Origin of the sequence: Flaviflexus ciconiae, assembly GCF_003971195.1 — a bacterium.
GTDB lineage: Bacteria > Actinomycetota > Actinomycetes > Actinomycetales > Actinomycetaceae > Flaviflexus > Flaviflexus ciconiae.
Genome location: NZ_CP034593.1, coordinates 2,577,136 through 2,594,119, shown reverse-complemented (window position 1 = coordinate 2,594,119; position 16,984 = coordinate 2,577,136). Strand labels below are relative to the sequence as shown.

Genomic DNA, 16,984 nt, shown 5'->3' with positions numbered 1-16,984 from the left:
TGATTACCCACCAAGATGCGGGCAACCTAGTCAAGCCCGTTCTCTCACCGGAGTAAATGGCAACGTCTTCCTTACTGCCCCAGCACCCCTAACGGGATGACATGAACACCGCTCGGAAGCGTGTATGCATACTCAGTACCGGTAATGACGGCAAGGAAGGATGGCTCTCCGAGCTTGTCCAAGTCAACCCGTTCATTCCTCAATTTCAGGAGATTGCGTTCAACATCGGGGATCTTGGAGGATCCAAGCTTGACCTCACAGGCACCCCATTTGCCGTCTTCTGGGTATTCAATGATGGCGTCGATTTCCAGGCCAGTATTGTCACGGTAGTGATAGACCCGACCGAACTCGACACTGGCAAGGGCACGAAGGTCTCTCACAACCATTGATTCAAAAACTTGGCCGAAGTACTCGGGATCACGAGCCAACCGATCGACTCCAATGCCTAGGGCGGCGCATGCTAGAGCGGGATCAGCAAGGTGTAGTTTCGGAGAGGTCCGCAGACGTGAACGAGAGCGTAGGGAAACACTCCAGGCTGGTAGCTCATCAAGCCCAAAGACCTGCCTGAGGCCGTCCATGTAATTCGAGACCGTCTTTCGATCAAGGTGGTCGCTATTACCTGAAATATCAGCAGAAAGGCTCTTCAACGTTGCTTCTGCCGAAATATTTCGAGAGACCGATTCGATAAGGCGACGCAAATGCTCCGGATTATGCCGTATGCCGGTCGCGCCCATGATCTCGGTTTCACACAGATCGTCCACATAGGAACGATTGAATACGATTGCTTGTCTGGTTGCAGCATCCAGCAGCCCGGGCCACCCACCTCGCACTGCCTGCTCGGCGAGATCTCGGTACGTAAGTGGAGACGTGGCCTGTACTCTCGCGCCTGATGCCAATCCGGACAGCGACACTTCAGCTGACGAAGCCCTACTTTCGGCCAGGGACATTGTGCGCATTCGCAGTCTTCCAAACCGTCCCGCACCGGAATGCCTGGTTACGTCGTCGTATGGCATCGCAGAACCCGACAAGATGAACTGTCCGCGTTTCTGACGCTCATCAATTTCCTGGCGCATGGCATTCCACAGGGTCGGAGCAAGCTGCCATTCATCAACTAAATGAGGCGTATATCCACGCAAGAGCTCATCAGGGCTGAGCTCAGCAAGTTGCACTAGCTCAGGCGACCGGTCCAGTCGGATTGAGCTGGCAGATTGCTGGAGTGCAGTAGAGGTCTTTCCAGATGCTCTCGGCCCCTCAATGAGGACGGCACCCATCCCACCCAGAAGCTCACTGAGCACACTGTCCGCAACTCGAGGATAATAGGCCATGACGCCACCACACCCCACTCCGCAACGGTTTTACTCCCCATTCTGCAATGGATTCACTCCCCGTAAAGCAAGACTTTTACTCCCCATTTCGCAATTCTTAAATGTCGAAACCTCAGCGTTTATCTGTGATTAGTAACCAGAATTCTCACTTACTCAGAGCAACAATTTTCGTGAGGGCCGTGCCCCTCAGCGTGAGCTAGATTCCTACAGTACTGCCGGGCCTGATATGAGCTGGGTAATCATCATGGGAGCCTCTATCGAATCGACCTAGAAGCAACAAAGCGGTCTCCCATTCATTCCACAGCCCTTACGTGTTGCCATACATCCATTCGTTTGTGCAGCACTCTAACCACGATAACGGCGTCGCTTCGCTCCCGGTAGAAAACAATATGACTCCGCACCGGATAACGACGGTATCCTTCTCGAATGTCGTCGCATCGGCGCCCTCGGGACGGGTCTGCCGCAATTTTCTTAATCCCATCCCGCAAGTCATCTATATATAGCTCGGCTTGAGCCGCGCCCCACACCTCAAGCGTGTAGTCCCAGATCGCAGAGAGATCCCGTTGTGCAGCGGGAACAAGGAGATAAGGTTTCACGGCCGCCTTGCTGCAAGAAATTCATCGAAATCAAACTCCTCCGGCGCGCCACTTTCCTCTCCTTCAACAAGAGCTGATCGCAGGGCCGCCAAATGAAGCTCTTGATCCTCGAGCAGACGAAGGCCTGCTCGGACAACCTCACTCACGGATCCGTAACGACCGGAGGCGACTTCCTTCGCAAGAAAGTCAGCAAAATGATCATCAAGACTGATCGATGTATTACGAGCCATGCACCTACAATACCAATTTTTGGTATTGCGGTCACCGCTGGGTGGGCTCCAACCCCATCTGGACAAAAACCGCGCACGTTTTCACTATCAGTTCCACATTCCTATCAGCTCACTTCCTTTCATCTCGGCGTAGTGTTGGAGGTGGCCATACTGTTCTGCGTGAGCCATGTCTATCGATGTAGAGCTGACATGTTGGCATACGAGTATCAGAGCGACGGAAGCCTGAAGATTGTCGAGAAAGACACCCCTACTGCGGGCGAGGGCGAGCTCGTAGTTGAGGTCGCTGCCGCCGGTATCTGCGGCACCGATCCGAAGATTGCGCGTGGCGAGCATCGCATGTACTCACCCGGTACGGTGCGAGTACGAGGCCACGAGAATGTTTGCATTGTTGTCGAGAACCGTAGTGGACAAGACCGGTTCGATGTTGGTACCCCCTGTGCTTCGCTCAGCCCCACCAAACATCCTGGGCTTTGGATTCTAACCACTATCATTCCGAGTAGCCTCCAGACACAGCCACTTACAACACCGAGAGCTCCTTTACCCAGCACTAACGGCATTCCCCACATAGCAGCACCGTTTGACTCCCGTTAGTGCGACAATGCTGGTGTGGGCAACAACGATCAGAATTCCAGTAGCGCGGAAGATGTTTACCGGTTCCGTGGAGCGATCCCCGATATTCCTAAACGTACTTGGTGGGTGCGGATGTGGAGCCCGTTCTGGTCGGTGCCAGCAGCATGTGTTCTTATCTCTCTGCTACTTGGACTCTTCCTTCCCTCTTTGGAGAAGAACCTGTCGGAGTCGACGCTTGATTTCGTGTTTGCTGGCGGCCCGGATGCTGCCCGTGAGGTTCTTGGAACGATTGCCTCAGCTACTATTTCGGTTGCTGGCTTGACGTTCTCGATCACTCTTGTTGTGCTCCAGCTGGTGGCCAGCCAGTTCAGTCCCCGCATGCTGTCCGGTTTCCTCCGGAACCGGGTTGTTCAAGCCACCATGGGTATTTTCCTCGGCACTTTCATTTACTCGCTGACGGTGATCCGAAACGTGTGGACCAACGATGAGGAGCTCACGGGGTTCGTTCCCCGAGCATCAGTCTCCCTTGCCTTCATACTTGTTCTTGGCTGTCTCGGATTCTTCCTCGCCTTTATTCGCATCATCATGGGTTCCATGCGAGTGGCCAATGCCATTTCTGAGATAGGCGATGAGACAGTCGCACTGGCTAAGCGTCTCTACCCAATCGAAGACGCAGAGGTTGATCCGAGCATGGGGCCGGGCTGGTCCCCCAGTCCTGGCGATCCACGAGAGAGCGTGGAAGCAAATGGTCACGGTGCTCTCGTGTGGATTAACTATCGCAGGCTCATGACGTGGGCTGAACGCAATGATGCCATCATTACGATCGACCGATCGGTTGGCGAGTTCGTTCTTACCGGCCAGCCGCTACTACGAGTGTGGTGGGATGGCGAGCTCAGCGACGCTGACATCAGGCTCATCCATTCGTCCTTCGAAGTGCATACCGAGCGGGAACTCCACCAGGATGTTGCCTTTGGACTACGTCAGCTAGTTGACATCATCGACCGGGCACTCTCCGCCAGCGTCAATGACCCCGCCACGGCAGCACAGTCGATTCACGAGATCCACCGGATCTTCCGCCACCTTGTCACAGTTATTGAGCCGAGTCCTTACATGGCTGACGATGATGGGAACGTACGGGTAGTTCACAAACCCCAATCAATCTCTGAGATGCTCCACGAAGTGGTGGCAGAGATCCACTACTACGGAACAGACTCTGCCCTTGTTCCGAAGCTCGTGGAGAACATGCTCGATGACCTCGAGGCAGCTGCCGCTGACCACTTTCAGTCCGCCGTTAAGCACGCGCAGGAGATCTGGGAAGGCAAGACAGAAGGCCCCGACACCATTCGGCCCGAAAATTCGGAAGCCTAAAGAGACGCGCTCAGATCTAACCAAGCTTTCTCAGGTGCAACGAGGCTCTCTCAGGCGTCATGAGATTCTCTCAAGTTTAATGAGAGAATCTCGCCAGAGAACGATATCCTCGAGCCGTTTCACGCGTGCGCCACTGACTCCTCTGCGGCACTGACTCTTTTCCGCAACTGAATCAGTGGTTGCGTTTGAGGGTTTCCCGCCCAGTTCGGTAGCCGAGATTTCTTGGCCGCGCTGAATCGCCACGGACTGGTCGGGTCAATGGGCCGGGTCGGGGCTGCTGGCGATAATGCAGCCATGGAGAGCTTCTTCGCTCTGCTACAGAACAACGTTCTCAATCGTCGGCGCTGGGCCACTCGTGACCAGCTGCGCGGTGCGATCATGGCCTGGATCGAAGGGACCTATCATCGTCGGCGCCGACAAGCAGGCTTGGGACGTTTGACTCCGATCAAATTCGAAACCATGATGAACACACCCGCCGCAACAGCGGCATGAAAACAAGCTGTCACCTAAACCTTCAGCAGACCCCGGGCCTAACCGCAAGGCTAGTGTCGTTTCCACAGCCTTGGCTAGCTACTCACATTCGAGAGCCACACATTCCGTGGCCTCTCCTTCTTCAAGGCCGATCATGACAGTCAACTCTTCGAATGTCACTGCGATCATCTGCGCCTCTTCAGACCACCACACCTCGTCACCCTCGTCGATTCGGATGCGGAGGGCTTCAACCTTGTTAGGCTCATGCGCCCACATCCGCATCAGGCCCTCACTCGTCACAAAATTGACATAGGGAGCATCAACGCCAGCAACGATAACCTCATCCCACCTGCCGTGAAGCGCCGCCCTAGCATCTTCAACCTTGGTGACATGCGGGCGGCCATGCTGACAGAAGGCCTTCTCGACACTGTCAAAAACAAGGATTTCGCTCCATTCAAAAGTCTTCTTGGAAAAGCGCATGGCCTGGTGTTCGTGCTCGAACATATCTGTCCTATCCGTATCTAGCCCCGCCAGGGCAATCGAGTGGGGCCCGACCTGAGCCAGGCAGTGCCCCACGATGGGTGATTGAATTTCGGTCAAATCCTGTGGCACTGAGTGCGAAGAAGCGGCGCAGCCTCGTGGCTGCACCGCTGAGAAGACACCGCTGTCGCGGTGAAAGAGATGAATCAGTGCGGGGAGCTAAATGCTTCCCGCACTGATTCGAGGTTGATGAAGGTTAGATGCTTCGGGGTAGAGGTTTTGGCAGCTCAGGCCTCGAGTACTCGCATGGAGTGACCTCCGCTGCCACTCTGGTGATCGCTCTTATCAGGCCATTCGTCGCTCGTAGGATTCCCTTCGATTCGTGCAGTTCAACGGTTCCACCTTCAGAGTGCAGAAGGCGGATCGCGGTCACCAGGAAACGGGAGTGAGTCCATACCCGCCCCGAGCCTTCGCCCGAGATGATGTGAATGAACTTCCCATGGGTACCGGTGAGGATAACGGTTTCCCAGGTATCCTGGTCCGCTGCTTCGTAGTCTTCAGCTGAAAGATAGTGGCCGCTCTTGCTGGACCGGCATGAGCTACCGGAGTAGACCTCGGTGAATCTGTGCTTCTTGTCCGCCGGAGGATGCGCCTCACGGCGCTTGTTGTCGTTCATGATGTCCTTTGTCGCTAGCTTCCGCCTGGGCTTTTACCCAGGGGCCGATCTTCCCTTGGAGGCACCGTGTGCGATACGCGGTTGCCAGTCGACAAGCCAAGGGGCTTCACGTCGAACTTCTCGATCGATACTTCTATTATGGGCCCACGGGTCGGACAGAAATATTCTGCTTTTCTACCCGACCCGTGTTTCGACCTCGAGAGCTCAGCTGAAACAGCTGATTTCAATGGTCAGAACACACTGCGATTCGGCTGCCCTCGGCAGCGGCTTACAGGCTGTAGCCGCAGTCCGTTGGGCTCGGCGCAAGCGTGACTGGAGTTCCGACAACAGACCCGCTGGGCTCTTCCGAGTACACGGTCAGGAGGTGGTATCTTTCCGACCAGACAGTCCTCGCCTCGGGGTCCCGGGCAGCTATCTCCTGCACTTTGAGCAGGCGCTGGGGGTCGTGGTTCCAGCGGCGCTGGGTGCCTGCTTCTGTTCTGAAGTCGATGTAATGACCATCTACCGCGGTCACTTCGGCCGCGACTCTCCGCTCCTCAGAGGCAAGCCGGACCTGGATGAAATGGACACCGTGACCAGACTTGTATTTACTGCAGTCTTCCACAGTGACGTCTGGGCCTTCGATGAAAATGTATTCGTGCGCATCCGGCGCATCGTCCATGGGGTTCATAAGAATTTTCCTATATCGCATACTTCCTCCCGAGCTTTTGCTCGGGGGCCGATCTTCCTTCGGGAGCACCGTGCACGAAACGCGGTTGCTAGTCGACTAGCCGAGGGGCTTAGCGTCGAACTTCTCGATCTAGCTCTAAGTTACACACCCCGAGCACCCTGTCAAGCGTTAATCGAATTAACAACTTCAAAGATTCATTCAACCCACGAAAAATGCCCACCAACAGGGACCAGAGGGGGCGCTCCCGCCTTCCCATCAATGGGGAGACCAGCGGGTCAAAATAGAACTCATTATCGGCAAAGCTCAACGCTCCAGCGGGTTTCATAGGAACACGCGAGGCTTTTGACATCACTTACTGGTAGGACACAAACTCCGGCATCGGCTCCACCGCATAGGTCTCTTCCGGGGTGAGCATGGGAAGATCTTCATCAATGAAGTTCTTCCACCCCCACGCAATTCCTTCTGGAGCATCCTGGTGGAGGGCCCGCCAGGTAGCAGCTTTTGCCCCCTGGCTCCCCTGACCATCTGCATGGATCAGCAGAGCAACTTCAGATCGAGATAGATCGAGCTGGTCCCGATCGCGGATCATCTGAAGCTGGAACTGGTGAAGGATGACCACCTTCTGGGGAAGATCATTCGCCCGGACGTAGTCACTGAGGTAAGCAATAACCTCATTCACTTCATCGATCTCAACATGGCCGATCCGTGTAAGGGGCTCTTCATCAGGACCAAGCCGCCACTCCGGGTCGAGAGCTATTCCCACGTGCGGGTAGGCGAGAAGTTCCTCGTACTGTTGGACCTGTGTGAGGAAGTCAGTTCTGCCGGGCTGGAAGTCGAGGATGACATATTGGCCCGCGTCCCCCGCAGCTTCGATGAGGGGAATGAACCACTCAATAGGCCCTTCGTTCGAGTAGTCTCCATCATCGCCCGGCTCCCCGGCCGCAACGGTCACGATGATCTCCTGAGCCGGCACAACCGTGTCATCGGTCAGAGCTCGGTATGGCTCCGTCATCTCTTCTGCACGAGCAACAGTGGAGGGAACATCCTGTTCGCCGAGCAGCCCAAGTGCTGGTGTGATGGGAGAGCCGTACAGGGCAATATAGCGCTTCCCTCCGAACACATGCTGGGTCCCACCCGGCAGTTCAACACCGGTTGATGCGGCAGCCAGCTGCCACTCAAAGTCCTCAAGCTCTTCTTCGAACAGCCCAACAACAATGTCGGCAGATCCTACAGCCTGAATCGCTTCGCTCGACCCTCGGGGTCAGCCGGGGACAGGACAATGTCCGCACCAGCCGCATGGGCCGTACCGACCGCCGCAATCGAGCTGCCATCGGTCAGCACGACAACCCCATCGAGCAGATCAATGTCATGCTCCAGCTCAACATCAGTCAGCTGCGGAGCAGTAAAAGCTTCCCCTTCAGCCAAAGAAAGCAGAGTATCAAGGCCTTCTCCCTCGGGCGCCACGACCGTAAGAGAAGGATCGACCTCAATCTCCTCCCCTTCATCCGGCACGCGTGGCTCCCCACCAGCCACATCGGATTCAGCCTCGTCCTCGGCGCTCACCCCGGTGCTCTCCTCGGCGCTGTCCTCAGAGCCAGACTCCTCTTCCGCTTCTGCAGGAAGGACTGCGGGGATGGCGTCTACGTCTTCCATGTCCTCGAGCTCAACGCCGACGGCGATTACCCAGGTTGCGTCAAGCCTCTCCAGCTCGTCAGCGATCGCGTCTCCTTCGACAAGGACGGGTACAGAATAGGCCATGCCGAGCGAAGCCGCCTCCAACTGAAGCTCTTCATCAGTCACAACAGCTCCGGGTGAGGACTCAAAGAACTGCTCACTCATCGCAATAGATATTTCACTCGCATCAGCACCGGTAACGAGAAGGGTCGTGGGCTCGAGAACTACGGCAGCTGCCTCTTCTGCAGGCTCCACTTCTTCACCGGCCTCGTCACCCAGCTCCCCCACATCAACAGACTCTTGAAGATCGTCATCAGAAGAGCGCTCGCTACCATCAACAGTGCTGTTATCTGCAGATGAGCAGGCAGCAAGGACCGCTGACCCGGCAACAATCACAGCGACCAGTTTCTTCACCTTCATGCCTCGACCCTCTCACGCACCTATCAGTGCACCCACCCTACAGAAGAGCAATCCACCGGTCGCTCTCACCGAGGCCCCAAGGCGCTGCGGCACGTTTCCAGCGAACTATTCATGAATTGTTTCGCTCAGGAGATGGACAATTCTCCCCTCTACGCCTTCAGGGGTGATTCAAGCATCTACGTACTTCGCATAGGCAGAGCAAGGTCTCAACCGCGCCGACGAAGTCCGGCCAGTCGCTCCGAGTGCAGCTCATGAGCTGTTGGTGCATCCACCTTGTGGAGATCAAAGTAGGCTAGGAGAAGAAACCTGAAATCCTAATGCGAGTGGAGATGTCATGCCTGCTGAAATGGGGCTTTGGCGAGTAGATGGCGAGAAGCTAACACGAGTCGTCCCGACGGCTGTCAGCCTCGAATCTCAGCTCGAATCCTACATAGAGTCGGACGCTTCAATGCTCGGCGAGGCCCTCCTTATTATTGGCCGCCAGGTGCCTACCGCGCACGGCGGTTTTATTGACCTCCTTGCTCTTGATGAAACCGCTGCTGTCTATGTCATCGAATTAAAGAGAGATAAGACTCCGCGGGAGACCACAGCCCAGGTCATTGACTATGGCTCGTGGGTGGCGACTCTTGGCCGAGCCGATATTCAAGCAATCTTCGAAAATTACCAACCGGGCATTGCACTTGAAGAAGCCTTTGCGGAGATGTTCAACGAAACGCTGCCACTCGAGGTGAACTCCTCTCAGGTCCTCACTATCGTCGCGTCGAGCGTGGATCCCGCAACTGAACGTATTGTTCGCTTCCTCCATGAGGAGTATGCCCTTCCTATTAACGTGGTGTTCTTCCGACACTTTGTCGATGGGGGAAACTCATACTTCGCACGCTCTTGGCTTGTTGAGCCGACAAGCCAAGCCGCGCCTACATCAGCATCTTCACGCCGATCAAAGACCCGTGAGCGGTGGAACGGTACCGACTGGTATGTGTCCTTCGGCGAGTATGAAGGCGGTCGACAGTGGTCTGATGGACGGAAGTACGGATTCGTGTCCGCAGGCGGTGGCGAGTGGTTCAGCAGAACTCTGAAGAACCTTAAGCCAGGCGCACGTGTCTTCGCCTGTATTCCTAAAGATGGATATGTGGGAGTCGGCACCGTCCTTGGCGAAGCTGAACGCTTCGATGAGCTCAAAGTTGAATACCAAGGAGCCGAGACTCTCTTGGCGTCACTCGCTCTTGATGGCAACTACAGACGCGACGGAGATGAAAACGACAACGTTGCTGAATGGGCCGTCCCTGTCCAGTGGAGCCACACAGTCCCCAGCGGTCAGGGTTTCTGGAGAACCGGAATGTTCGCCAACCAGAACAGCGCTACCCGACTCCGTCAGCAATTCACCATCGAACAGGTGTCAACTGCATTTGGGCTTAATGAGGAGTAAATCTGTCCAGTGATGAATGTCCGACCTGGGGGAAGACCTCAATAGTCTCAATTACCCCCAGGCCTCGCCCGCGCGGTACTGAGTGAGAGCGTCGAAGTATCGTCCGGTTTCCCTGAGCAATCCCGCTGACAGAGGAACAGTCGTATGCCGAACGAGCCCGCTTTCATGCATGAGCGCATGAACACGAGCTCGTCCGGTGCGCCCGTTTCCTTCGACGAACGGATGAATAGTCTCGAATTGAGAAGAGGCGGCGCGCGTCGCCGAACGGATCGAGTGGATGCACAAGGACGTCGAAGCATGGTCCCCGTCGGTCGCGGCCTACGACCACGTCACCGTCCACTTCCTCCGCCTACCCAGCAAACGGCGCGAAAAGGTCTTTCACAGCTTCGGCGAGGCCGTCGCGCCGGGCGGCACGCTCCTCATCGTCGGTCACCACCCGCCGGATCTGAACGGGGTCAAACGACCCTCCGGAGAAGGCCTGCTGTTCACTCCAGAGAGCCTCACGGAGCTGGTCGCCTCCTCGGATAGGGAGCTGGTCGCCTGCGAGGCGCGTCCACGGGACACGAAAACCTCGGACGGCCGTCTGACGACGGTGCACGACAGCCTGTTCCGCGCACGCCAGCAGGCTGAACGCAGGTCGAGCGGCCGGCCTGACGACACCCCGCAAGACAATGCCCCACGCGCCTACCGCGGTCCGCGCCTGAATTCCAACATCTGTTCCGGGGTGAGGACTCCACCGTTATCGGCCGCGGCTTCGAAGGCCGGCAGGTGAACGTCGGCAGAGGCGCTACGCAAGTTCGTCAGCACGCGCGTGAGCCGAGCATCGTCTGTCTGTGTGAGCAGTCGGTCATACATCTCGATATTGGCGACCTCGCCTTCAGCCCCCGCCGACGCGGCCCCTTCCAGATCCTCCGGCGGCTCGATCTCGCCGATGTACGGATTCTCCGGCGCGTCGACCCCAACCATCGAGAGCTGTCTGATGAGGGCCTCGCTGTGGCGCTCTTCAGCAGCCTGGATCGAGACGTAAGGCTCCACGTCACCGAACTCGTCGATGATGGCCAGATACATGGCCGATGCGGCGTATTCGCCGTCCGGACCCATGAGAGCCTCCCAGGCAACAGCCGCAGGAGTGCCCACCGGGGGCGCTTCAGGCTCATCGACAACAGTGTCATCCTCCGATGGGCTTTCCGATGGATCGGACGCTGTCGTTGTCGCAGAAGGCGGAGATATCGTTGCAGTATCGTCCGTGACTGAAGTACAGGCTGATGGGCCGATTACGAGCACGACCAGCATCGCAGTCAGCGTGAGTAGCCTCGACATTTTCATGATCCACAGCCTCATTCCTAGATCACCTCAACCTACTCCCCCATGAGCGGTTGACAAGGGACCGCGGTCCCAACCTTGCCTTAATGGTCGTCCTTGAGCCAGCACCCACCATTGACCTCTTCGATCAGTCCACCAAACACGCGCCTTCACGCGAGCGACTGGGGTTCATCACCGCCGCCCGACCGAACGGATCCGTCTCACTCGCGGCAGTCGGTGCAGAGGCTACCGCCCAAGCCGGCCGAGAACGCTCCCGCTGACAGAGGGCACATTCCCCCGCGAGCAGTCGCTAACTCAGTGAGCACAACTCCATAGTCAGGCTCCCGCCCACCCTGACAGGCGGCGCACAATTAAACCATGCCCAAAATCACCTCCCCGACGGGGGAAGAGGTGCTCGCCTCCGCCGGCCTCGCGGGCTTCACGCCGACAAAAGTGAGTGAGCGCGCCGGCATCACCCGCTCCAGCTTCTATGATTACTTCGCTTCGAAGGACGATCTCCTCGTGGCCATTTCAATCGCTGCGATGGAGCGCTGGGAAGCGGAAATGGAGATCTCCCTCCATGACGTCGCCCCAGGCCCCGACCAACTCCGAGCCTTTGCGGACGAGGCGATGCGAGTTTCGGTTCGGTCTTGATCACCCGCCGCCAACGCTTTGAATCCTCCTCGAAGCACGTGGAACGTGCCTGCTCAGCGTCGGTCTCGACACGCCGACGGGCTGCAACCTCCGCTGACGGTTCTACAGGTTCGGCGAGACCTTCGAGCGTATCAACGCGAGCCACGTGCGTGCATCCGTCTTGGTTGCGAACATCAGGGCCTTGTCGTCCTTGGTTCGCGCCGGGTCACCATCGGGCGCGGGATAGCGTGCCTACCAGCGACCCGACAAAAACGTTCGCAGGCAACCCGAGGCTTCGCGTTTCACCGTGCTCATGCTGACCTCCCGTGGACTCGAACACCCGCTCGTGGACCGTCGTACCCCTGCGTGCCCGTTACCTTGTTGTCAGGTCCTGATTGGCGAGTGTTGATCGGGATTGCCGGCCAGCCGCCCGGACATTGTGCTTTGCCCCTGCCTATCCAATGATCCGGGGCGTTGCCACCACGGTCGGTTGCCAGCATGTATCGCTGATTAGGGGCTCGACGCCAAGGAAGGATGCCTGTCGTGACGTGGATGTGAGTGGTGCCCCTTAGGGTGGTGTAACCGCATGGTGGTCGTGAACGTTGTTGCTGATATGAGCGTGGTCACCGTGGGATCCTTCGCGAAAGCCTTCTACTTCTCACTCGAAAGGACATCACCACGATGACCGCTCCTCAAATTGTCGACCCTGCAGGCCTGCTCGCGGAAGCCCTGGCCGACACATCACCAGATCTCATGCGCAACCTGCTACAGACTATGATCAACGCCCTGCTCTCAGCCGACGCCGACGCGGTCGTCGGCGCCGAATACGATAAACACTCAGCCCCGACCGGCTCACCCAGCGCAACGACGCGGAGAGGGGTGCGATGCGGGCTCCGCCCGTCACAACTCGACAGCACCCTCACGCCATGACCGACAGCCTCACCACAGGTCAGCTCTGCTGGAAGCTGCACCACTCTGGACGAGATCGCCAGGCCCAAGCTTTCAAGCTCGGCGAGCCGCTGGATCAGCGCCACGAATCCACTGACTCATGTTGTGGCAAACGGTCAGCCAACTGGAGGCGGCCGAACCGAGGCGCCTCGCTCAGCCGACCCTCACATACTTCAGCTCCAGATACTCGTTGAGTCCCTCGTGGGAGCCTTCGCGGCCGATGCCGGACTCCTTCACTCCCCCGAATGGTGCGGAGGGATCCGAGGCGACACCGACGTTGACGGCGACCATGCCGGATTCGATTCTGCCGACGACATCACGGACCTGGTCGATGTCCTGTCCGCAGACGTACGACATGAGCCCGAACTCGGTATCGTTCGCTACTTCCACCATTTCGTCGACCGTGTCGCAGACGATGATCGGTGCAACGGGGCCGAAGATCTCTTCCTGATTGACCCGTGCGGTTCTAGGAACGTTAGTGAGCACGGTAGCGGGATAGAAGTGGCCGGCCCCCTCTGCTGCGTCGCCGCCGAGGACCGCCTGGGCTCCCTTGGATACCGCATCATCCACAAGCTCCTGGCACTTTTCGACTGCATTGCGGTCGATGAGCGGGCCGAGAGTAGTTCCCTCGTCCAGCCCGTTGCCGAGAACGAGTGCTTCCACCTTGGCGGTGAATGCCGTCGTAAACTCTTCCGCGACCTTCCTGTGGACGTAGATCCGGTTGGCGGCTGTGCAGGCTTCTCCGTTGTTGCGGAACTTGCCTGCCATCGCAGCAGCGACAGTCTTGTCAATGTCGGCAGACTCAAGAACGAGAAAAGGAGCGTTGCCTCCCAGCTCCATAGAGGTTCGGAGCACGTGCTGGCTGGCCTGAGAAAGCAGCGTGCGACCAACCGGGGTGGAGCCGGTGAAGGAGATTTTCCGCAAGCGCGGATCCTCCATGAGGGTGCTGGAGAGAGTAGAGGAATCTTTAGTGACGACACAGTTGACGACGCCGGCCGGCACCCCAGCATCGCGCAGGATCTCCATAAGGAGGAGGGAGCTGAGCGGGGTGAGGTTCGCAGGCTTCAGCACCACAGTGCACCCTGCCGCGAGTGCTGGCCCGATTTTGCGTGTTCCCATGGAAAACGGGAAGTTCCAGGGGGTGATGAGGAGAGTGGGTCCAACGGGCTGGGAATAGACAAGGATGTCCTGGTCCGCCACTGCAGGGGCCGGTCTGAACCGCCCGCTCATCCGCACAGCCTCTTCGGAGAACCAGCGGAGGAACTCTGCTCCGTAGTTCACCTCGCCATAAGCTTCGGCCAAAGGCTTGCCCATTTCCATGGTCATTGTCAGCGCGAGATCGTCGGCTCGTTCGAGGCAGAGCTCATAGGCTCTGCGCAGGATCTCGGAACGGTGACGAGGGGTTGTGGCTGCCCAGTCGGCAGCGGATTCACATGCTGCGTCGAGCGCCTCCATACCAATCTTCGCCGCGTCTGCGCTGGCAACTTTGATGATCTCCTCACCCGTGGCCGGGTTCTCAACGGAGAGGTCCGTTTCTCCGCCGATAAAGTCTCCGTTGATGAACGAGCTGGTCGGTATTCTGCCGATCAGGTTCTCGATGATGTCGGGGGCGATGGGAGGGGTGAGCGGCATGATCTATTCTCCTTGCTCGTCGAAGACGATGACTTGGCGGATGGCGTTGCCATCGGCCAGCTCGTCCATGGCGACGTTGATGTCCTCGAAACGGATGATCGATGAGATCAGCTCAGCGACCGGCAGTTTTCCTTCAAGGTAGAGCCGAGCGTATTCGGGATATCTCTCGACGGCACTGCTGAGCCGAGATAGCTGCCGACCACTGTGCGGGCAGCTGCCGTGAGGTTGAGAGGGGCGATCTCCGACTTTGCGTGCGCCGGGGGCAGGCCCACTGTGACCATCGTTCCGCCGAAGCCTATGGCGTTGTATGCAGTCTCGAATGCTCTCGCATTGCCAGCGGCTTCGATGACACGGTCTGCAGTGATTCCCTGTTCTGCTGCTTCCTGGGGTGTGTAGGTCCGCTGGGCACCGAGTTCTTTCGCCTTCTCCAGCTTCGAGGGCATGGCGTCGACCGCGATGACTTCCTTGACGTCCTGGGCGAGGGCAGTGATGAGGGCCGCCATGCCCACCCCGCCAAGACCCACCACCATGATGGTATCCTCCGGACCTGGTTGGGCGGCGTTGAGAACGGCGCCGCCGCCTGTCAGCACTGCACACCCGAGGACTGCGGCTATTTCGGGCGGGACTTCTCGATCGACGACTACTGCGCTGCGATGGTCGACCACGGCGTGCGTGGCGAAGGCGCTGACTCCGAGGTGGTGATAGACCTTCTCACCGTTACGCTCGATGTGGATCTCTCCCGACATCATGACGCCGTCGTTGTTGACTTGGGAGCCAACCGAGCACGGCAGCTTGCCATCGGTCTGGCACGCTTTACATTCCCCGCATCGCGGGAGGAAGCTCATGACGACCTGATCGCCAATCTGGAAGCCGTCTACCTCTGAGCCGATCTCCATAACCGTTCCGCAGGCTTCGTGGCCGAGAAGCATGGGCATAGGACGGGGCCTATTGCCCTCCACTACTGAGAGGTCCGAGTGGCAGACTCCTGCCGCAGTCATCTTCACCAGGAGCTCTGTCGGACCGGGCCCCTCGAGGTCGAGTTCCACAATTTTAAGGGGTTCAGAGTTCTTGTATGGGCGTTCTTTGCCCATCTCTTCGAGGACTGCGCCACGGATCTTCATCGGTCTGCCTTTCTGAAGACTGTTTTAGTTTTTGGGTTGCTTAATACACCCCGGGTCGAGGTGTGTGAGGAGGACAGTTGCGGCTAGGGCTTCTTTGGCTTCTTTGTTTCCGCTTTTGCTGTGCTGCCAAATGTTTCTTTGGCCATCTGAGTTGCCAGAGCATCACCCGCACGGACGGGAGCGGCTTCGAAAGCTCCCTCGTGAGCGAGGACGGGCCGGCGGTCCCCTGCCAGCTCTGGATATTTCTCTTCCAGCTTTTCTCGCTTGACCATCTTCTTGTGCCAGGACCGGACGAAATCCTTGTCCCCGCTGTGGGTTCCCCGCCAGGTGTTGGGCATCTCGTCTCGAGAAGGACCTGCTGAGGCCATTCCCGATGTATTCACCCTGCTGGGTATACGTGAGGTTCCAGCCCCACATGCGCAATCCGGGTTGTCAGAGAACATCGATGGGAGCACTGCCTCAAACCGATGGCCCTCTTTGCACTTCAAGTCGTAGCTGATCATGGTGATCTCCTTGCAGGGTGCGTGCCGCATCAGCGGCACGCACCCGTGCTCTCCTTAGCTGTAGTAACCGTGCGGTGCGATCCTCATCGACTTCCGCTGCTCGGAGTCGTGGCCGAAGATCACGTCGGCTCCGGTTTCTTCCTGGATCTTGCGGAGCTTCTCGACTGATTCGAGCCAGCCCACAGAGTCCCAGACAATGCCGGCGCCGATGGCGGGCGGGCCCCAGGATGCACCCATGTACACAGCATCTGAGGTGAAGATCTTCGTGCCGTCGTTCGGGAGGTCAACTCGGAGGCTCATCGTTCCCCACGTATGCCCCGGGGTGTGGATCACTGAGACACCGGGAACGATCTCGGTATCACCGTGGACTGCCTCCATCGAGAGTCCGTCAAAGTCGGAGACGAGGTGGGCTCCGGCAAAATCTCCCTTAATGGTCTTTACGCCTTCAATTTCATCAGACTGCACAAGGATGCGCGTCTTTCCGTTGTCGAACATCTTCGCGTTTGCCGCGTGGTCGAAGTGGAGGTGGGACAGAACAAGGATGTCGATATCCTCTGGGGTGAGCTCGAGATCCGCCAGGGCAGTGTCGATATAGCCCGGGCCCGAGGGGTCTTCCTGGACGGGAAAAAACTCCTGGAAGCCGGTGGGCGCCCACCTCTGTTCCCAGTCGCGCGGGACGCCGGTGTCCCACAGGATCCTGCCTTCTTCCGTTTCAATGAGAATGGCATGGGTAGGGCATTCACCCCACGCTGCCGGGGCGTCCTTGTTGTTACGGTCTTTAATCGTATTTCCGGCCTGGAGCAACAGCCACGTGTGGTCGCACTCCATGATCCCCGTTGATAGGAAATGCAGCTTCATGGTGATCCTCTCTGATCGAGGGCCGGCGTTCACGGCCCTTTCCCACGAGCCTAAACGTGGCATTCACCACTCGCCATGTCG

General features: G+C 57.9%; 18 protein-coding genes, 2 pseudogenes and 2 riboswitches. Of the genes and pseudogenes, 6 read left to right on the top strand and 14 right to left on the bottom strand.

The genetic code is table 11. The features are described from left to right. Window positions 1-71: 71 nt before the first annotated feature. From EJ997_RS11620 to EJ997_RS11610, 3 genes are all read right to left on the bottom strand, one after another. Entirely contained in the window at window positions 72-1,271 is a 1,200-nt protein-coding gene (locus tag EJ997_RS11620) for an ATP-binding protein (RefSeq protein WP_206501664.1), read from the bottom strand. Window positions 1,272-1,618: 347 nt separating this feature from the next. Continuing rightward, on the bottom strand, window positions 1,619-1,921 hold the full coding sequence (locus EJ997_RS11615; protein ID WP_126704688.1) for a type II toxin-antitoxin system RelE/ParE family toxin: 303 nt from the start codon (window positions 1,919-1,921) through the stop codon (window positions 1,619-1,621). Then, window positions 1,918-2,151 (bottom strand): type II toxin-antitoxin system ParD family antitoxin, encoded by a 234-nt coding sequence (locus tag EJ997_RS11610; RefSeq protein ID WP_126704687.1) that lies wholly within the window; start codon window positions 2,149-2,151, stop codon window positions 1,918-1,920. Before EJ997_RS11610 ends, EJ997_RS11615 begins: the two co-directional genes overlap by 4 nt. Here EJ997_RS11610 and EJ997_RS14160 point away from each other — a divergent pair. The 3 genes and pseudogenes from EJ997_RS14160 to EJ997_RS11595 form a co-directional block, all read left to right on the top strand. Further along, on the top strand, window positions 2,116-2,742 hold the full coding sequence (locus EJ997_RS14160; protein ID WP_126704686.1) for an alcohol dehydrogenase catalytic domain-containing protein: 627 nt from the start codon (window positions 2,116-2,118) through the stop codon (window positions 2,740-2,742). The genes EJ997_RS11610 and EJ997_RS14160 overlap by 36 nt on opposite strands. A 15-nt stretch (window positions 2,743-2,757) precedes the next feature. Beyond that, window positions 2,758-4,089: a DUF2254 domain-containing protein gene (locus EJ997_RS11600; protein ID WP_206501663.1), complete on the top strand. Its 1,332-nt coding sequence runs from the start codon at window positions 2,758-2,760 to the stop codon at window positions 4,087-4,089. Window positions 4,090-4,287: 198 nt separating this feature from the next. Further along, window positions 4,288-4,581: pseudogene (locus EJ997_RS11595) on the top strand (integrase core domain-containing protein); the annotation flags it as partial. Between the two features lie 78 nt (window positions 4,582-4,659). Here the strand turns inward: EJ997_RS11595 and EJ997_RS11590 are convergent. The 5 genes from EJ997_RS11590 to EJ997_RS11570 all read right to left on the bottom strand — a co-directional run bounded on the left by EJ997_RS11590 (window position 4,660) and on the right by EJ997_RS11570 (window position 8,480). Then, window positions 4,660-5,064 carry a hypothetical protein gene (locus tag EJ997_RS11590; RefSeq protein ID WP_126704685.1) on the bottom strand — a complete coding sequence of 135 codons (405 nt, stop codon included), beginning with the start codon at window positions 5,062-5,064 and terminating at the stop codon, window positions 4,660-4,662. Window positions 5,065-5,296: 232 nt separating this feature from the next. Then, complete coding sequence (locus EJ997_RS11585) at window positions 5,297-5,716, bottom strand: hypothetical protein (protein ID WP_126704684.1); 420 nt, start codon at window positions 5,714-5,716, stop codon at window positions 5,297-5,299. 10 nt (window positions 5,717-5,726) lie between these two features. Beyond that, window positions 5,727-5,842, bottom strand: a riboswitch (SAM riboswitch). Between the two features lie 142 nt (window positions 5,843-5,984). Further along, a complete protein-coding gene (locus tag EJ997_RS11580) occupies window positions 5,985-6,386 on the bottom strand; it encodes a hypothetical protein (protein ID WP_126704683.1) in 402 nt (133 codons plus the stop codon). 14 nt (window positions 6,387-6,400) lie between these two features. Beyond that, window positions 6,401-6,516: riboswitch (SAM riboswitch) on the bottom strand. A gap of 222 nt (window positions 6,517-6,738) precedes the next feature. Continuing rightward, entirely contained in the window at window positions 6,739-7,506 is a 768-nt protein-coding gene (locus tag EJ997_RS11575; RefSeq protein ID WP_126704682.1) for a hypothetical protein, read from the bottom strand. A gap of 107 nt (window positions 7,507-7,613) precedes the next feature. Further along, the gene (locus tag EJ997_RS11570) at window positions 7,614-8,480 is read right to left on the bottom strand and encodes a hypothetical protein (RefSeq protein ID WP_126704681.1); all 867 of its coding nucleotides are present in this window, start codon (window positions 8,478-8,480) and stop codon (window positions 7,614-7,616) included. 334 nt (window positions 8,481-8,814) lie between these two features. Here EJ997_RS11570 and EJ997_RS11565 point away from each other — a divergent pair, with 334 nt between their 5' ends. After that, complete coding sequence (locus EJ997_RS11565; protein ID WP_126704680.1) at window positions 8,815-9,906, top strand: PDDEXK family nuclease; 1,092 nt, start codon at window positions 8,815-8,817, stop codon at window positions 9,904-9,906. Window positions 9,907-9,957: 51 nt separating this feature from the next. On the opposite strand, the gene EJ997_RS11560 is transcribed toward EJ997_RS11565, so the two are convergent. Both EJ997_RS11560 and EJ997_RS11555 read right to left on the bottom strand, forming a co-directional pair. Then, window positions 9,958-10,191, bottom strand: a complete 234-nt coding sequence (locus tag EJ997_RS11560) for a Fic family protein (RefSeq protein ID WP_126704679.1) — start codon at window positions 10,189-10,191, stop codon at window positions 9,958-9,960. Window positions 10,192-10,590: 399 nt separating this feature from the next. After that, entirely contained in the window at window positions 10,591-11,226 is a 636-nt protein-coding gene (locus EJ997_RS11555; protein ID WP_126704678.1) for a ferritin family protein, read from the bottom strand. Between the two features lie 360 nt (window positions 11,227-11,586). Here EJ997_RS11555 and EJ997_RS11550 point away from each other — a divergent pair, with 360 nt between their 5' ends. Both EJ997_RS11550 and EJ997_RS11545 read left to right on the top strand, forming a co-directional pair. After that, window positions 11,587-11,862, top strand: coding sequence for a TetR/AcrR family transcriptional regulator (locus EJ997_RS11550; protein WP_126704677.1), 276 nt, complete (start codon window positions 11,587-11,589; stop codon window positions 11,860-11,862). A gap of 660 nt (window positions 11,863-12,522) precedes the next feature. Continuing rightward, a pseudogene (locus EJ997_RS11545) lies at window positions 12,523-12,707 on the top strand (transposase); the annotation flags it as partial. 235 nt (window positions 12,708-12,942) lie between these two features. Here EJ997_RS11545 and EJ997_RS11540 read toward each other — a convergent pair. The 4 genes from EJ997_RS11540 to EJ997_RS11525 all read right to left on the bottom strand — a co-directional run bounded on the left by EJ997_RS11540 (window position 12,943) and on the right by EJ997_RS11525 (window position 16,903). After that, on the bottom strand, window positions 12,943-14,421 hold the full coding sequence (locus EJ997_RS11540; RefSeq protein WP_126704676.1) for an NAD-dependent succinate-semialdehyde dehydrogenase: 1,479 nt from the start codon (window positions 14,419-14,421) through the stop codon (window positions 12,943-12,945). 107 nt (window positions 14,422-14,528) lie between these two features. After that, window positions 14,529-15,542, bottom strand: coding sequence for an alcohol dehydrogenase catalytic domain-containing protein (locus tag EJ997_RS11535; RefSeq protein ID WP_206501662.1), 1,014 nt, complete (start codon window positions 15,540-15,542; stop codon window positions 14,529-14,531). 83 nt (window positions 15,543-15,625) lie between these two features. Next, window positions 15,626-16,045, bottom strand: a complete 420-nt coding sequence (locus EJ997_RS11530; RefSeq protein WP_126704675.1) for an FmdB family zinc ribbon protein — start codon at window positions 16,043-16,045, stop codon at window positions 15,626-15,628. 54 nt (window positions 16,046-16,099) lie between these two features. Beyond that, window positions 16,100-16,903 (bottom strand): N-acyl homoserine lactonase family protein, encoded by an 804-nt coding sequence (locus tag EJ997_RS11525; RefSeq protein WP_126704674.1) that lies wholly within the window; start codon window positions 16,901-16,903, stop codon window positions 16,100-16,102. Window positions 16,904-16,984 lie beyond the last annotated feature (81 nt).

Excerpts from the sequence above, each read along its gene's own strand:
- EJ997_RS11620 (WP_206501664.1), bottom strand. The coding sequence starts at position 1,271 with ATGGGTGCCGTCCTCATTGAGGGGCCGAGAGCATCTGGAAAGACCTCT.
- EJ997_RS14160 (WP_126704686.1), top strand. The coding sequence starts at position 2,116 with ATGATCATCAAGACTGATCGATGTATTACGAGCCATGCACCTACAATA.
- EJ997_RS11610 (WP_126704687.1), bottom strand. The coding sequence starts at position 2,151 with ATGGCTCGTAATACATCGATCAGTCTTGATGATCATTTTGCTGACTTT.
- EJ997_RS11590 (WP_126704685.1), bottom strand. The coding sequence starts at position 5,064 with ATGTTCGAGCACGAACACCAGGCCATGCGCTTTTCCAAGAAGACTTTT.
- EJ997_RS11585 (WP_126704684.1), bottom strand. The coding sequence starts at position 5,716 with ATGAACGACAACAAGCGCCGTGAGGCGCATCCTCCGGCGGACAAGAAG.
- EJ997_RS11580 (WP_126704683.1), bottom strand. The coding sequence starts at position 6,386 with ATGAACCCCATGGACGATGCGCCGGATGCGCACGAATACATTTTCATC.
- EJ997_RS11570 (WP_126704681.1), bottom strand. The coding sequence starts at position 8,480 with ATGAAGGTGAAGAAACTGGTCGCTGTGATTGTTGCCGGGTCAGCGGTC.
- EJ997_RS11565 (WP_126704680.1), top strand. The coding sequence starts at position 8,815 with ATGCCTGCTGAAATGGGGCTTTGGCGAGTAGATGGCGAGAAGCTAACA.
- EJ997_RS11555 (WP_126704678.1), bottom strand. The coding sequence starts at position 11,226 with ATGTCGAGGCTACTCACGCTGACTGCGATGCTGGTCGTGCTCGTAATC.
- EJ997_RS11550 (WP_126704677.1), top strand. The coding sequence starts at position 11,587 with ATGCCCAAAATCACCTCCCCGACGGGGGAAGAGGTGCTCGCCTCCGCC.
- EJ997_RS11540 (WP_126704676.1), bottom strand. The coding sequence starts at position 14,421 with ATGCCGCTCACCCCTCCCATCGCCCCCGACATCATCGAGAACCTGATC.
- EJ997_RS11535 (WP_206501662.1), bottom strand. The coding sequence starts at position 15,542 with ATGAAGATCCGTGGCGCAGTCCTCGAAGAGATGGGCAAAGAACGCCCA.
- EJ997_RS11530 (WP_126704675.1), bottom strand. The coding sequence starts at position 16,045 with ATGATCAGCTACGACTTGAAGTGCAAAGAGGGCCATCGGTTTGAGGCA.
- EJ997_RS11525 (WP_126704674.1), bottom strand. The coding sequence starts at position 16,903 with ATGAAGCTGCATTTCCTATCAACGGGGATCATGGAGTGCGACCACACG.